General features: G+C 67.9%; 16 protein-coding genes. 8 read left to right on the top strand and 8 right to left on the bottom strand.

Annotation, left to right across the window (positions count from 1 at the left end; translation table 11 throughout):
• Positions 1-58 precede the first annotated feature (58 nt).
• Complete coding sequence (gene phoU / locus B1818_RS18895) at positions 59-721, top strand: phosphate signaling complex protein PhoU (protein WP_058253532.1); 663 nt, start codon at positions 59-61, stop codon at positions 719-721.
• Between the two features lie 166 nt (positions 722-887).
• Positions 888-1,037, top strand: coding sequence for a hypothetical protein (locus tag B1818_RS24210; RefSeq protein WP_165629676.1), 150 nt, complete (start codon positions 888-890; stop codon positions 1,035-1,037).
• A gap of 80 nt (positions 1,038-1,117) precedes the next feature.
• Here B1818_RS24210 and pstB read toward each other — a convergent pair whose 3' ends face one another.
• The 4 genes from pstB to pstS form a co-directional block, all read right to left on the bottom strand.
• Positions 1,118-1,894 (bottom strand): phosphate ABC transporter ATP-binding protein PstB, encoded by a 777-nt coding sequence (gene pstB / locus B1818_RS18890; protein WP_004022008.1) that lies wholly within the window; start codon positions 1,892-1,894, stop codon positions 1,118-1,120.
• 45 nt (positions 1,895-1,939) lie between these two features.
• Positions 1,940-2,839 carry a phosphate ABC transporter permease PstA gene (gene pstA, locus B1818_RS18885; protein WP_078113630.1) on the bottom strand — a complete coding sequence of 300 codons (900 nt, stop codon included), beginning with the start codon at positions 2,837-2,839 and terminating at the stop codon, positions 1,940-1,942.
• Between the two features lie 2 nt (positions 2,840-2,841).
• A complete protein-coding gene (gene pstC / locus B1818_RS18880; RefSeq protein ID WP_068970537.1) occupies positions 2,842-3,870 on the bottom strand; it encodes a phosphate ABC transporter permease subunit PstC in 1,029 nt (342 codons plus the stop codon).
• A gap of 141 nt (positions 3,871-4,011) precedes the next feature.
• On the bottom strand, positions 4,012-5,091 hold the full coding sequence (pstS, locus tag B1818_RS18875; protein WP_065629738.1) for a phosphate ABC transporter substrate-binding protein PstS: 1,080 nt from the start codon (positions 5,089-5,091) through the stop codon (positions 4,012-4,014).
• A gap of 195 nt (positions 5,092-5,286) precedes the next feature.
• On the opposite strand from pstS, the gene B1818_RS24505 reads away from it, so the two are divergent.
• Together B1818_RS24505 and B1818_RS24500 are read left to right on the top strand one after the other, a co-directional pair.
• Entirely contained in the window at positions 5,287-5,598 is a 312-nt protein-coding gene (locus B1818_RS24505) for a hypothetical protein (protein ID WP_058253536.1), read from the top strand.
• Positions 5,592-5,867, top strand: a complete 276-nt coding sequence (locus tag B1818_RS24500) for a hypothetical protein (protein WP_058253537.1) — start codon at positions 5,592-5,594, stop codon at positions 5,865-5,867. Before B1818_RS24505 ends, B1818_RS24500 begins: the two co-directional genes overlap by 7 nt.
• Here the strand turns inward: B1818_RS24500 and mshD are convergent.
• Entirely contained in the window at positions 5,858-6,781 is a 924-nt protein-coding gene (gene mshD / locus B1818_RS18865; RefSeq protein WP_058253538.1) for a mycothiol synthase, read from the bottom strand. The genes B1818_RS24500 and mshD overlap by 10 nt on opposite strands.
• Entirely contained in the window at positions 6,762-7,568 is an 807-nt protein-coding gene (locus B1818_RS18860) for a response regulator transcription factor (RefSeq protein ID WP_058253539.1), read from the bottom strand. The genes mshD and B1818_RS18860 overlap by 20 nt, the downstream gene beginning before the upstream one ends.
• Positions 7,569-7,779: 211 nt before the next feature.
• Between B1818_RS18860 and B1818_RS18855 the strand changes: the two genes are divergently transcribed.
• From B1818_RS18855 to B1818_RS18840, 4 genes are all read left to right on the top strand, one after another.
• Positions 7,780-8,637, top strand: coding sequence for a DUF2993 domain-containing protein (locus B1818_RS18855; protein ID WP_058253540.1), 858 nt, complete (start codon positions 7,780-7,782; stop codon positions 8,635-8,637).
• Between the two features lie 389 nt (positions 8,638-9,026).
• Positions 9,027-9,866: a sulfurtransferase gene (locus B1818_RS18850; RefSeq protein WP_078113655.1), complete on the top strand. Its 840-nt coding sequence runs from the start codon at positions 9,027-9,029 to the stop codon at positions 9,864-9,866.
• A gap of 5 nt (positions 9,867-9,871) precedes the next feature.
• Complete coding sequence (locus tag B1818_RS18845) at positions 9,872-10,177, top strand: DUF1416 domain-containing protein (RefSeq protein WP_010840619.1); 306 nt, start codon at positions 9,872-9,874, stop codon at positions 10,175-10,177.
• Positions 10,178-10,443: 266 nt separating this feature from the next.
• Entirely contained in the window at positions 10,444-11,154 is a 711-nt protein-coding gene (locus B1818_RS18840) for an FABP family protein (RefSeq protein ID WP_078113629.1), read from the top strand.
• A gap of 6 nt (positions 11,155-11,160) precedes the next feature.
• On the opposite strand, the gene B1818_RS18835 is transcribed toward B1818_RS18840, so the two are convergent.
• Both B1818_RS18835 and B1818_RS18830 read right to left on the bottom strand, forming a co-directional pair.
• A complete protein-coding gene (locus tag B1818_RS18835; protein WP_231742640.1) occupies positions 11,161-12,177 on the bottom strand; it encodes a hypothetical protein in 1,017 nt (338 codons plus the stop codon).
• A 118-nt stretch (positions 12,178-12,295) separates the two neighbouring features.
• Entirely contained in the window at positions 12,296-14,419 is a 2,124-nt protein-coding gene (locus B1818_RS18830; protein WP_078113628.1) for a heavy metal translocating P-type ATPase, read from the bottom strand.
• Between the last annotated feature and the right edge of the window lie 229 nt (positions 14,420-14,648).

The following is a 14,648-nucleotide window of genomic DNA, read 5'->3' as shown; positions in this document are numbered from 1 at the left end:
CACTGGACGTTCATCGGTCGGAGTCGGCCTGGAGTGATCACGCACGTATCCTGGGACCATGCGTACCGCCTATCAAGAGCAACTCGAGGCGCTGACCTCGGTATTGGGTGAGATGTGCGAGCTCGCCGGCACCGCGATGGCGCGCGCCACGCAGGCACTGCTGCAGGCCGATCTCGCCATCGCCGAAGAGGTCATCGGGGACACCGACCGGATGAGCCGGCTGACGGCTCGCGCGGAGGAACAGTCCTTCGCGCTCCTCGCCCTGCAGGCCCCGGTCGCCGGTGACCTGCGTGGAGTCGTGAGTGGATTCCAGATCGTCGCCGACGCCGATCGGATGGGTGCACTGGCGCTGCACGTCGCCAAGGTCGCCCGCCGCCGGCATCCCGCCAAGGCACTGCCGGAGGAGGTCAACGGCTACTTCGCCGAGATGGGCCGCCTGGCCGTCACCCTGGCCAAGAACGCTCATGAGGTCCTCGTGACCAGCGACCCGCAGGCCGCCCTTCGTCTCCAGGAAGACGACGACGCCATGGACGACCTCCACCGCCACCTGTTCACCGTCCTGATGGACCGCGAGTGGAAGCACGGCGTCGCCGCCGCGGTGGACGTGACCCTGCTCGGCCGCTACTACGAACGGTTCGCCGACCACGCCGTACTCATCGGGCGCCGCGTGGTGTTCACCGCGACGGGCAAGACCCCGGAGCAGTTCCAGAGCGTGGGGTGATTTCCCTCGCTCGGTGCTGGACATCGAGCGAGGGCCACACCGAAAGAGGCCGAGAATTCAGTTTCCGACACTGAATCTCGGCCTTTTTTTCATGTCCGTGAATATCTGGGCCCCAACGACGTCGAGGAGATTTCACACGCGCCGAGGTCGTCGTTAGGGTGGCGACATGGCCCAGCACTATCCGACCGAGCCCGATTTCAATGCGGTGACCGACGAGGACGCAGAGGCTGCCGCCCACCGCCGCAAGATCCTGGCCTACCTGGGTGTGACCGCGTCGCTGGTCGCCCTGCTGGTGATCCTGCTGCTCAACATGTGACACCCCGACACGACGACCCAGGCACGACGAGGCCCGCTCCCCCGAACGGGTGAGCGGGCCTGTTCGTGTCCTGCGGAACCTCAGCCGAAGCGGCCCGAGATGTAGTCCTCGGTCTCCTTCTTCGTCGGGTTCGAGAACATCGTCTCGGTGTCGTTGATCTCGACGAGCTGTCCCGGCTGGCCGACCGCCTCGAGGTTGAAGAACGCGGTCTGATCGCTGACGCGGGCGGCCTGCTGCATATTGTGGGTCACGATGACGATGGTGTACTCCTTCTTGAGTTCACCCATCAGGTCCTCGATGGCCAGCGTCGAGATCGGGTCGAGCGCCGAACACGGCTCGTCCATGAGCAGGACGTCGGGAGAGACCGCGATGGCGCGGGCGATGCACAGACGCTGCTGCTGACCACCCGACAGTCCGCCGCCCGGCTTGTCCAGGCGATCCTTGACCTCTTCCCAGAGGTTGGCGCCGCGCAGGCTCTTCTCGGCGACGTCGTCGAGCTGTGATCGGTTCCGCACACCCTGCAGACGCAGGCCGGCGACGACGTTGTCGCGGATCGACATCGTCGGGAACGGGTTCGGCCGCTGGAACACCATGCCGATGGTCGCGCGCACGCTCACCGGGTCCACGGTCTTGCCGTAGATGTCCTCGCCGTCGAGCAGCACGCTGCCCTTGGCGTAGGCACCCGGGGTGACCTCGTGCATGCGGTTGAGGGTCCGGAGCACGGTCGACTTACCGCAGCCCGACGGGCCGATGAACGCGGTGATGCAGCGCGGCGGCACCTCGAGGGTGACGTCCTTGACCGCGTGGAAGTCGCCGTAATAGATGTTCAGGTCTTTGATGTCGAGGCGCTTTGCCATGTCATTGGTCCGTTCTGGAAAAGATGACCCGAGAAGGGTGGGAGGTCAGGAAGTCTTGGGGGCGAAGATCTTCGACACCGCCTTGGCGCCGAAGTAGACGATGGCAACGAGGATCACCAATGTCAGCGCCGCGCCCCACACCTGATCGAAGGCGCCCGGTCCGTTGTTGTACTGCTGCACCATCATCAGCGGCAGCGACTGCTGGTTGCCGTCGAAGGGATTCCAATTCATCGCGCGGGTGGCACCGACGAGGATGAGGACCGGCGCCGATTCGCCCATGACCCGGGCGATGGCCAGCATCACGCCGGTGACGATGCCCGACAGGGCCGTCGGCAGGACGATCTTCACGATCGTCTTCCACTTCGGGATACCCAGGGCGTACGACGCCTCGCGAAGGTCCTGCGGGACGATCTTCAACATCTCTTCGGTGGCGCGCACCACGAGCGGGACCATCAGCAACACCAGCGCGATCGCGACCACGAATCCCGAGCGGGGCAATCCGAGGGTGGTGCGCCACACCGCGTAGACGAACAACGCGGCGACGATCGAGGGCACACCCGAGAGGATGTCGACCATGAACGTGGTGACACGCGCGAGGAGCGATTTCTTCGTCGCGTACTCCACCAGATAGATGGCGACGAAGATGCCGAGCGGGATGGAGATGACCGCCGCGAGGGCGGTCTGCATCAGGGTGCCGATGATCGCGTTGGCGGCGCCGCCGCGTCGCTCGGCCTGGGTCCACCAGTCGATGTCGATGATCGTCTCGATACCCCGCGACACCAGCGTGAAGACCAGCCAGAGCAGGGGAACCAGCGCCAGCAGGAGGGCGGCCATGACGGCGACGCGCACGGTCCCGTCGGTGAATCGCCGGCGCCCGGACATCGGGGTGAAGCCAGAAGGCTTCTTGACCGGATCGGCGGCGGAAGATGTCGTGGTCACAGACATGGTCACTTCTTTCCGGCGACGACCGCGCGGGCGGCGGCGTTGACGATGAAGGTCAGGACGAACAGGGTCAGGCCGGCCGAGATATAGGCGCCGGTCTTGGCGGGCGAGTCGAATTCGGCCGCGTTGTTGGCGATCTTGGTCGCGAAGGTCTCGCCGCTCTCCATGAGGTTGAAGTTCATGGGACCGGCGGTCGAGATGATGAGCAGCAGCGCCATCGTCTCGCCGAGCGCGCGACCCAGACCGAGCATCGAACCGGAGATGTAGCCGGAGAACCCGAAGGGCAGCACGGCGACCTTGACGACCTCGAACTTGGTGGCGCCCAGGGCGAGCGCGGCCTCACGATGACCCTTGGGGGTCTGCATGAAGACCTCGCGGGTCACGGCGGTGATGATCGGCAGGATCATGACGGCGAGCACGATGCCCGCGGTCAGGAGCGTTCCGCCGGTGCTCATGTTGGCGACCTGAGTGGGTTCCTGGAAGAACGGCAGGAAGCCGAGATTGCCGACGAGCCACTCGTTGACCGGCACCAGCGCCGGGCCGAGCACGAGGATGCCCCAGAGGCCGTACACGATCGAGGGGACCGCGGCGAGGAGGTCGACGGTGTAGGTGATCGGTCCGACGAACCGCTTCGGCGCGTATTCGGTCAGGAAGATCGAGATACCGAGCGCGACCGGCATGGCGATCAGCAGCGCGATGACCGACACCACGACTGTCGCGTAGAAGAGCTGCGGGATTCCGAAGGCGAGCTGATCACCGCTGGTGATCCACTGGCCGGTGTAGGTGAAGAAGTTCTCCTCGTTCTTCGCCAGCGACGGGATCGCCTGCGCCAGAAGGAAGAGTGCGATGAGCCCGATGACGATCGAGACCACGAAACCCGAGCCGACGGCCAGGGTGCGGAACACCCGGTCGGCGACGCGGTGATGCGCGGCCGAATGAAGCGAGGATTCGGGCTGGTCGGGCGATGACCCGGTGGGGCGGAACTCGCCGGTGTCCGGCGGAGTCGTGCCACCCTCTTTGCTCAGCGAGGTCATGCGTCCTTCTTGTGATTCGGCTCTGGTCATTGAGTCACTTCCCGCCGTCTCGTGGACACGCGAAATGTCGTGTCAGTGTGTCAACCACATCCGCGGGGCCGCAACCGAGGCGGCCCCGCGCACGCGATCTGAGGGGATTGATCAGGCGTTCCCGGACCCACCGGACAGCGAGTCGATGGTTCCCTGCAGCTTGGTCTTGTAGGCGTCGGGGACCGGCACGTAGCCGATTTCCTCGAGACCGGCCTGGCCGTCGTTCAGGACCGCGGTGAACGCGTCCTTCAGCGTCTGGCTGGTGGCCTCGTCCTCGTAGCCCGCGGAGCAGACGATCGAGTACGGGGTGAGCAGCAGCGGGTACGCACCCGGGGCCTTCGAGGCGAACAGCGCGTCGGTGTCGACGACGAGGTCCTTGCTGGCCGGATCGGCGAAGGCCAGCGACTCGAGCGCGTTGCCCGCGCTCTCCGCGTTCAGTTCGACCGGGCCGGCACCGAAGTCGACCTGGGCGACACCGAGATCGTTCTCGGTGGCGAAGCCCCACTCGACGTAGGTGATCGAACCGGGGGTCTTCTTGACGGTGTCGCCGACGCCGGTCGACTTCGAGGCACCGGAACCGACACCCTTGGGTGCGAATTCCTTGCTGTGCTCGTACGGCCAGTCAGCGGGGGCCGAGTTCTCCAGGAAGCGCTGGAAGTTGTCGGTGGTGCCCGAGCTGTCCGAGCGGTACACCGGCACGATGTCGGTGGTGGGCAGCGTCACGCCGGGGTTCAGCGCGGCGATCTTGGGATCGTTCCAGGTGGTGATCTTGCCGTTGAAGATCTGCGCGATGACGCTGGGGTTGAGCTTGAGGTCCTCGACACCGTCGAGGTTGTAGGCGACCGCGACGGGGCCGACGACCAGCGGGAGGTGCCAGGGGGCGTTGCCGTTGCAACGTGCGGTGGCGTCGGTGACCTCGTCGTCCTTGAGGGCCGAGTCCGAGCCGGCGAAGTCGACGTCGCCCGCGATGAACTTCTTGATGCCGTCGCCCGAGCCGCTGCCGGTGTAGTCGAGCACGATGTCGCTGTTGTCGGTGAGGACCTGGCTGAAGTGCTCCATGGCCTTCTGCTGCGCGGTCGAGCCCTCGCCGCTGACAGTCTGTTCGCTTCCCCCACCGCCGCACGCCGTGACGAGTGTCAGTGCCGCGATCGCCGACACCGACGCCAGGGCGCCGTTCCGATTGATTTTCACCGCTGGTGTTGCCTTTCCGTTCGCGTTCCCCGCACCGACTGGCGTCGGCTCCGGAGTGTCCGAGTGGAAAGCTATGGGGGCGTGGTGGACTGATCCCCTCCAAAAGATGAACGACAGGTGAACTGGCCAAGGCAGACGGGGTGCGACCTGCCCAGGCGTGATCGTACGTGATCTGCGTAACCCGACATTCGAGACTTGGGCACCTGGCTACAGGACGGATCGTCGGGCTCGCGCGAATCGGCCCGCACACCCGGGGCGGGCTCCTGCCCTCGCCCCACCGGCGAGACCGCCCGGTGGCCTGCCCGACGACCGGCGGCCGCGCGACGCCTCGAGGCCGACGGGCACCATGTCGATCTGGTCGTCGTGGTGGACACGTTCGTCCCACCGCGGGTGCTGCATCGCGCCAAGCGCGCCGACCCGTCCCTCACGACGGCCACCACATATGAACCGCTCCCCGGAAAGAATCGTGGCGCCGACGAATTCGGGTTCCGCTCGCCGGTGTGGTGAGAACCTCGCCGACCGCCGACGCGCAGGCGCTCGAGGAACTCGGTGTCCGGGTGGCGCGGCTGCACCGCCCCCGCCCGTACACCGGTCGCGCGCTCGTGGTGCAGGGCAGCGAGAATCGTGACGACCCTTCGGTGTGGCGGCGGCACATCGTGACCGGGGACGTCGACGTCCTCCGTCTCGAGTGCAATCACCTGTCCGTGGTTCGCGAGCCCCACATCGGCGACGTCGTCGACGCCATCGGCGCCGCACTCGGGCAGCCTCAGCCGTAGGCGACGTCGACGGCGTATCGGGTGAACCCGAGGCGCTCGTAGGTGTGCAGCGCGGCGACGTTGTCACCCTCCACGTAGAGGTTGATCTCCGAGACGCCCTCGCGCGCAAGGTGATGCAGGCCGGCGAGCGTCAACAACCGACCCAGTCCGCGACCCTGCGCCGCAGGATCGACGCCGACGATGTACACCTCGCCGAGGTCCGCGTCGTGCCGCTTCGTCCAGTGGAACCCGAGGAGCTTGCCATCTCCCCCGCCCGATCCGTCGCCGGCACGGTCGAAGGCGAGGAACAAACCCGCCGGATCGAACCAGTCGGCGGCAACCCGTTCACGGATCTGCTCCGGCGACCAGCCACCCTGCTCGGGATGCCAGTCGAAGGCCGCGTTGTTCACCCGCAGGATCTCGGCGTCATCGGCCGGTCCGGCATAGGTCCGCAGGTCGACCGTCGGGTCGACGACGAGTTCGGGGAGTTCGTGGCCGGGTCCGACCGGGCGGCGCAGCTGCAGCAGTTCGCGACGTTTCGTCAGCCCCATCGCCGCGGCGAGCGCCACCGCACCAGGCAGATTTCCATGAGCCCACACCCGGACCCCCGACCCCGATTCGGGCGCGGCCCCGAACGCCGCGTCGAGCAGCGCCCGGCCATGTCCCTCCCGTCGGTGCGCCGGGTCGACAACCGCCTCGATCATCGCCGGCTCGCCGTCGCGACCGGGGACGATGACGGCGTACCCCGCCTTCGACCTGACGTGCACGATCGGCGAGCCCTCGGGGGCGTCGATCGCGGCGACCGCCCCCTCCGAGAGCGGGGCGACACCATCGGCGTCGTTCGCCTCGCGCACCAAACGGTGAGCGAATTCAGCGACGTCGTCGGGCAGTGCGCCTCGACGCACCTGCGGGTCCTCAGTTCCCGGCACTGGCACTGAACTCCTCGTCGAACGGATCGGGACCGTCGAGCGCGTCGTCGAAGTCATCGGTGCCGACCGCATCGGGGCCAGAGGCGTCCTCGGACAGGTCGGCGTCGGCCGCGGGCGCCCGGCCACGCGTCGGACGGACTGCCTTGTATCCGACGTTGCGGACGGTCCCGATCAGCGACTCGTGCTCGCTGCCGAGTTTGGCGCGGAGTCGACGGACATGGACGTCGACGGTGCGGGTGCCGCCGAAGAAGTCGTACCCCCACACCTCCTGGAGCAGCTGGGCGCGCGTGAACACGCGACCCGCATTCTGCGCCAAGTACTTCAGGAGCTCGAACTCCTTGTAGGTCAGGTCGAGCGGACGTCCGCGCAGGCGTGCGGTGTAGGTCCCCTCGTCGATGACGAGTTCCCCCAGCGTGACCTTGCCCGAGGACTCCTCCGCAGCAACCCCCCGGGTTCGAACCACGAGCAGGCGCAACCGGGCATCGAGTTCGGCCGGACCGGTACCCGGCAGCAGGAATTCGTCGATGCCCCAGTCCGCGTTGACCGCGACCAGCCCGCCCTCGGTCAGCACCGCCGCGACCGGCACCGAGGAGCCGGTGCTGCCCAACAGGCGGCACAGCCCGCGGGCCGCCGCCAGGTCGGCGCGGGCATCGACCAGCGCCACATCGGCGTTCCCCGCCTCCATGAGTGACGACACCTCGGTCGGAGCGGTCCGCACCGTGTGCGCGAGCAGCGACAACGACGGCAAGACCGACTCCGGATTCGGGTCGGCCGTCAACAACAAGAGATCCACCCAGCACTCCGATCTCGTTCGTCCCCGTCCCGGACCATCCAGATCGCTCACCACGACGTGAACGCCACCCGCGCGTGGCTCGGCGATTGTTTACGCCGCCTTACCAACGTGTGCGAGATAGGTGACAGAATAGCGCCACCGGCGCGCTCACCTGTTAACAAGGCGACCACGACCGCCGGATGACCACGACGGGGAGGGTGATCGGCCGAGCATGCCGCGCATCCGGAAAGTGCTCGTCATCGGTGTGGTCGCCGCCCTGGCCGCCGCGGGGGTCGCGCTCGGCGTCGACGTCGGGGCCGCCGTTCGCGGGGAGCATCAGTTCTCCCGCGCCCTCGCCCAATCCCCCCGCGTGACTTTCGATCCCGAGGTCACCATCGCGGGTTTCCCGTTCACCCCGCAGTCGTCCGCCGGTCACTTCGACGGGGCCACGATCGCCGCCCGCGGCGTCGAACTACCCGGGTGTCCGCCCGCCCGCGGAGTCTGCCGCGGTGAGCTGGGTGCTTCTCTCGGCCCGTTCGACGTGGCCGACGGCAGCGGATTCTCGGCGAGTGATGTTCTCCACACCGGCTCGATCTCGGCGTACACCCGCCTCGATGCCGTCACCCTGGCCCGGTATCTGCGCATCATCGACCTGACCGTCAGCACCCCGGGACCGGACGACACGGCGGGCGCAGGCGGGCCCCAGGACGGCATCGTCAGTCGCGAGACCGGCGTCGTGCTCACCGGCACGGTCGCACTGCCGCCGGGCGACGGGCTCGATCCCGCCGACCCGCCGTCGGCGTCGTCCTACGACCGCCCCAAGGTGCGGGTGAGTGTGTCCGTCGACCTCTCCGTCGTCGACGGCGCACTGGACATCCGGGCGACCGGCTTCTACACCGGCCCCGAACGCCACGTCGACGCCGAGGTCCCGGCGGAATTCCGCGCCGCCGTGCTCGATCGGTTCAGCCTGACGCTCCCGCGCCTGCCGATGGCCTGGGATGTCGAACCCGATCGCGCGGAGAGTTTCGGCGGGGACGTCCAACTGGTCGGCGACTCCGGTCCGGCATCGGTGCGCCTCGACCGCTTCTGAGCAGTTCAGACCGTGTTCTCCCGGTCTCGGCGGCAAAGCACCCCGGCCGTTGGGGGCTCGATCGGCTCTGTTGTACCCTCGTGGGCATGCAGCAGCGCCGTGAGTACTTGCTCACACGACGCCGGGCGATCGACTTCTGTCGTGTCGCCGACTGCTGTTGTCGCACTCGCCGTTGACGGTGTGACCAACCCGTGCTGCGTTGAGCAGCCGGTCCGCCCACACCGTCGATGAGAACGGGGGCGTCTCCACCGAGGTCTGCGACCTCGTTCCCATGCGCCGTCACCCGTGCTCATCTCCCCGAGACGCGGGCATCCTTCTCGCGCCTCACCGTCTCCACCATCTCCATCTGTTCGATGACCATCACCGATCCACTCCGAAAGGACACCGCCATGGCACGTTCCGACGTCCTGGTCAGCACCGAATGGGCTGAGCAGAACCTCAAGGCCGACAAGACCGTCTTCGTCGAGGTCGACGAGGACACCTCGGCCTACGACGGCGGGCACATCGCCGGCGCCGTCAAGCTCGACTGGAAGACCGACCTGCAGGATCCGGTCCGCCGCGACTTCGTCGATGCCGAACAGTTCGGCAAGTTGCTCTCCGAGCGCGGGATCGCGAACGACGACACCGTGATCCTCTACGGCGGCAACAACAACTGGTTCGCTGCATACGCCTACTGGTACTTCAAGCTGTACGGCCACAACGACGTCAAGCTCCTCGACGGCGGCCGCAAGAAGTGGGAGCTCGACGGTCGCCCGCTGTCCAGCGACGCCGTCAGCCGTCCCGCCACGACCTACAAGGCCGGCGAGCCGGATGTCAGTATCCGCGCGTTCCGCGATGAGGTCGTCGACGCCATCGGCACCAAGAACCTCGTCGACGTGCGCAGCCCGGACGAGTTCTCCGGCAAGATCCTCGCGCCGGCCCACCTCCCGCAGGAGCAGAGCCAGCGTCCCGGTCACATCCCGAGCGCGATCAACGTGCCGTGGAGCAAGGCCGCCAACGAGGACGGCACCTTCAAGTCCGACGAGGAGCTCAAGGAGCTCTACGGCGAGGCGGGACTCGACGGCTCGAAGGACACCATCGCGTACTGCCGCATCGGCGAGCGGTCGAGCCACACCTGGTTCGTGCTGAAGGAACTGCTCGGCCAGCAGAACGTCAAGAACTACGACGGCAGCTGGACCGAGTACGGCTCGCTGATCGGCGTCCCGATCGAACTCGGAGAAGGAAAGTAAGAGATATGTGTGCTGCACCCAAGCAGGGACAGAAGCTGCCCGCTGGCGTCGACGTGGAGAAGGAGACCGTCCTGACCGGACAGGTCACCGACGGCTCGGGTTCGCCCGTCGCCGGCGCCTTCGTGCGTCTGCTCGACTCGACCGGTGAGTTCACCGCCGAGGTCGTGGCATCGCCCACCGGCGACTTCCGTTTCTTCGCCGCCCCCGGCACCTGGACGCTGCGCGCCCTGTCCGCGGTGGGCAACGGCGACGTGACGATCAGCCCCGAGGGCCCCGGCATCCACGAGAAGGACATCACCGTCTCGAAGTGACGCCACGCTCGACCCGGCAGCCCGGTCACCGCACCCGCGGTGACCGGGCTGTCTCGTTCTCTCCGCCCTCTAATCCCACTGGTCCCTGAGGTGCGAGGAGCGTAAGCGACGAGCCACGAAGGGCCCACCCCTCGACGGCGCCCTGACCACGGCGGGGTTAGAATTCCCCTCGTGGTCCTCTTCTTCGAAATCCTGCTGATCCTGGCCGCCGTGCTGATCACCTGGTTCGGTGTCTACACCCTGTACCGCCTGGTGACCGACGAGTCGTGACGCCCCCACCCGGCGGCACGACGGCCGACGGCCCTGCCGACCCGGACCCGTCCGAGGACGGTTCTGCCGACGCACTCTCGCAACCGCGTCGGTCCGGTGACGAGGCGATCAGTCAGGCCGAGGCCCGGGCGGTGGAGTCCGGCAGCCGTGAACGCAACGTCCCCACATGGGATGATCTGCCGCTCCCGGCCGACACCGCGAACCTCCGCCTCGGCGCGGACCTGCATCCCGGCCTCCTCGCACTCCTGCCGCTCGTCGGCGTGTGGCGTGGCGAGGGCGAAGGCCACGATCCCCAGACGGACACCGACTATCACTTCGCTCAGCAGATCGTCGTGTCCCACGACGGCCAGAACTTCCTCACCTGGGAGTCCCGCTCGTGGGTGATCGACGACGATGCTGCCTACCAGCGGCCCGACCTCCGCGAGTCCGGGTTCTGGCGGATCGGTGAGGACGACACCATCGAATTGCTCCTCGCCCACGCCGAGGGCTCGATCGAACTCTTCTACGGCACTCCCCTGAATCAGACCACCTGGGAACTCGCCACCGACGTCGTCATCAAGGCAGAATCAGGTCAACGCACCGGCGGCGCCAAACGGCTGTACGGACTCGTCGCCGACGGCGACCTCGCCTACGTCGAGGAGCGCGTCGACGCCGACGGGGACCTCACCCCGCGGCTCTCCGCCAAGCTGCGCCGCCACGTCGGCTGATCCACCTCATCGACGGAACCCGCGGCAGGGACGCGCGCCCTGCTCCCGGCGGCTCGCACATTCGCCCCGCTCGCTTCGCTCCCGGCGGCTCGGCCCCCTGCTCCCTGAGGTGCGAGCGAAGCGAGCCTCGAAGGGCCGCCGATCCGAGAACGCAAGGTACAGATTGCGTTTCGGCAGCGCGCTGTACACCGGCGCGCCGAGCATGACGACGACCGAACCGTAGGCGGTGACTTCCCCCGGCCGACCCGCCCAACCGGGATGCACGGTTCCCGACCTCGACATGTACGGGGCGTGCCCGGCCGTGCCGCCGCCCCGGCGACCGACGACCGAGAACACCTCAGCGCGGGCGGACTGCGGGGAGAGTTCGAAGACGGCACGCCCACCCGGTGGGCATTCGACGAAGGTGAACTCCGTGCCGGACCGATGGACCACCCCGATCCAGTCGCTGCCCGCGTTGCGTACGACGAACGTCGAACCGCCCGTCCGGTACTGGTACGAGACACCGGCCGCCGCGGCATCGAGCATGTGCCGACCGGAGACACCGCCGTTCCACTCCGCGCTCCACGGGGTGAGATATCGCTGGTCGAGGAACTCGCGGCGGGTGGGGATCGGAACCGTCACCGGCATCACCCGCCCGTCGCGCACCCACACCGCGCCGTACAGAACCGGCCGGCCGTCAGCGGTGCGGGGGGCCTGGAGGTAGGTGAGCGAATCCGCCTCCGGCAGAGCGATTTCCGAACCGGGAGGCAAGAGTTCGACATACGACCGGCCATCCTCGAGCAGGACCACGGCAGCCACGTCGTGCACACCACGGTTGTGGACGGCGATGCGGTCACCGGCCTCCCGCGACAGGTCCTCGGCGTGGAACAGGCCGGCGGCGTGCGGGTCGGCGAACGCGAATCGGGGTGCCGACGCCGTCCCGAAGTCCGGGTCGCCCGGGGTCCAGTAGTTCTCGCCCACCACGGGTTCGATGCGATCGCGATCCTGCGTCCCGACCGCCGCGGCGACATGCATGGTCACCATCTCTTCTTCTCCCTCTCGGCGCCCCGGCGGGCGCCGTGGACTGTGCTGTGCTCCCAGTCCAGCGGTTTCACGCCGCGGTTTCGCGAGTACTGCGCTACGCGAATCTTGTAGCGCTGCCCTACCTGCGCCCGGATCGGTTTCGGATGGAACCGGGACGCAGATCGAGTCGACGCAGCAGCTGTGCGTTCAACGCCACGACCACCGTCGAGGCGGACATCAGGATCGCGCCGACACTCATGGGCAGGACGAACCCGATCGGCGCCAGGATCCCGGCCGCCAACGGCACCGAGATGAGGTTGTAACCTGCTGCCCACCAGAGGTTCTGCGCCATCTTCCGATAGCCGGCACGCGACAGCTCGATGACCGACAGGACCGATCGCGGATCAGAGGAGGCGAGGATGACGCCGGCCGAGCCGATGGCCACGTCGGTGCCGGCACCGATCGCGATCCCGACGTCGGCCTGCGCGAGTGCGGGGGCGTCGTTGACGCCGTCGCCGACCATCGCGACGCGACGACCTTCGTGCTGCAGGTCCGCGACGATGGCGGCCTTGTCCTCGGGTCGGACCCCGGCGTACACCCGGTCGATGCCCAACCGGCCGGCGACATCGTCGGCCACCGCCTGCGCGTCGCCGGTGATCATCACGACCTGCACGTCGAGAGCGTGGAGTTCGTCCACGGCCACACGCGACTCCGGACGCACCTCGTCGGCGAGCCGGAACGCCCCCACGACACGATCGTCGACGAGCACGTGCAGGATGATCGCCCCCTGCTCCCGCCACGACGACGCGACGGGCAGTTCGTCGAGGCCGCGCTCGGCGAGCAGGTTGGGTCCACCCACCCGGACCCCGTGGCCGTCGACGGATGCAGACACCCCCACCGCAGGCGACGAGGAGAAGTCCTGTGCGACGGGCAGATCGATTCCCTCATCTCGAGCGGCCCGCACGATCGCCGAGGCCAGCGGATGCTCACTGCCCGCCTCCGCGGCGGCCGCGAGGGTCAGCACTCGACGCCGGTCCTGCCCGGGAGCCGGTTCGAGCTCGAGGACGGTCGGTTCTCCCTTCGTCAGGGTGCCGGTCTTGTCGAAGAGCACGGCGTCGACGTTGCGCATCGACTCGAGGGCGAGCCTGTCCTTGATCAGGACCCCGGCGCGCGCGGCCCGCTCTGTGGCGATGGAGACGACGAGCGGGATCGCGAGTCCCAACGCGTGGGGGCATGCGATGACCAGCACCGTGATCACGCGAACGACCGCCTCGTCGGGCGATCCGACCGCGGTCCAGGCGATCGCGGTGAGGACCGCGGCGCCGAGTGCGAACCAGAACAGCCACCCGGCCGCGGTATCGGCGAGTCGTTGGGCCCGTGACGACGATGCCTGCGCATCGGCGACGAGGCGTCCGATCCCGGCCAGCGCGGTGTCGTCGCCGGTCGCGGTCACGCGGACCCGCAGTCCGGAATCGGTCGCGACGGTGCCGGCGACCACGACGTCACCGACCTCCCGCCGAACGGGTGCCGACTCCCCGGTGACCATCGACTCGTCCATGCTCGCCGAACCGTCGACGATGGCGCCGTCGGCGGGCACGGACCCGCCGGGCCGGACGACGACCACGTCGCCGACGACCAGTTCCTCGGGAGATACCGAGATGATGTCGCTGCCCACGACCTTCTCGGCCTCGTCCGGAAGGAGCGCGGCGAGTGAGTCGAGAGCCGATGTCGTCCGGGCCAGCGAGCGCATCTCGATCCAGTGGCCGAGCAGCATGATCACGACGAGCAGTGCCAGCTCCCACCAGAAATTCAGGTGGTGGTCGAACAGGTGCAGCGTCGAACCCCAGGAGGCGACGAAGGCGACGGTGAGCGCGAGCGAGATCAGAAGCATCATCCCCGGGCGACGAGCTCGGAGCTCGGCGGCCGCGCCGACGAGGAACGGGCGCCCGCCCCACACGAAGAGAACTGTGCCGAGCAGCGGTGACACCCACCGGACCCACTCCGCGTCGGGCAGACCGTAGCCGAGTATGTCGGCGAACATGTCGTTGAAGGCCACGGTCGGGACCGCCAGCACGAGCATGATCCAGAACAGTCGCCGGAATTGCGCCACGTGGTCGCCGTGGCCCGCATGGCCGGCATGTCCGCCGTGGCCGGTGTGATCGGCGTGCCCCTCGTGGCCGTCGGGCCCGGGATCGAACTGGGGGCGGTGCGCGTGGTCGGCCGGTGCCGGCGTTGTCGGTGGATGGTCGTGGTGCGTGTTCATGAGGTCGAGGGTATACCCCCCTAGGGTATATACGCCAGGGGTACTTCTACCCTGTAGGGGTATTCACCGAACAAAACCGTCAGCAGACATGGAACGGCCCCCGCACCGCCCACGAAGGGCCTGCGCCGACCGGACCGGGTCGGGATGCGGGGGCCGGGTGACCACCTGGTATTCGCTTGCGCCGACCGGCGGGAATCCCGCCTCGGTGCGACACGAATGCCACACGGTC

The sequence above is a fragment of the Gordonia sp. IITR100 genome, from assembly GCF_002009645.1.
Classification (GTDB): Bacteria; Actinomycetota; Actinomycetes; order Mycobacteriales; family Mycobacteriaceae; genus Gordonia; species Gordonia hongkongensis.
This window is presented reverse-complemented; position numbering and strand designations above follow the sequence as displayed.

Bases quoted from the DNA above. Each gene is read 5' to 3' on its own strand.
- phoU (WP_058253532.1), top strand. From the start codon at position 59: ATGCGTACCGCCTATCAAGAGCAACTCGAGGCGCTGACCTCGGTATTG.
- B1818_RS24210 (WP_165629676.1), top strand. From the start codon at position 888: ATGGCCCAGCACTATCCGACCGAGCCCGATTTCAATGCGGTGACCGAC.
- pstB (WP_004022008.1), bottom strand. From the start codon at position 1,894: ATGGCAAAGCGCCTCGACATCAAAGACCTGAACATCTATTACGGCGAC.
- pstA (WP_078113630.1), bottom strand. From the start codon at position 2,839: ATGTCTGTGACCACGACATCTTCCGCCGCCGATCCGGTCAAGAAGCCT.
- pstC (WP_068970537.1), bottom strand. From the start codon at position 3,870: ATGACCTCGCTGAGCAAAGAGGGTGGCACGACTCCGCCGGACACCGGC.
- B1818_RS18855 (WP_058253540.1), top strand. From the start codon at position 7,780: ATGCCGCGCATCCGGAAAGTGCTCGTCATCGGTGTGGTCGCCGCCCTG.
- B1818_RS18850 (WP_078113655.1), top strand. From the start codon at position 9,027: ATGGCACGTTCCGACGTCCTGGTCAGCACCGAATGGGCTGAGCAGAAC.
- B1818_RS18845 (WP_010840619.1), top strand. From the start codon at position 9,872: ATGTGTGCTGCACCCAAGCAGGGACAGAAGCTGCCCGCTGGCGTCGAC.
- B1818_RS18835 (WP_231742640.1), bottom strand. From the start codon at position 12,177: ATGGTGACCATGCATGTCGCCGCGGCGGTCGGGACGCAGGATCGCGAT.
- B1818_RS18830 (WP_078113628.1), bottom strand. From the start codon at position 14,419: ATGAACACGCACCACGACCATCCACCGACAACGCCGGCACCGGCCGAC.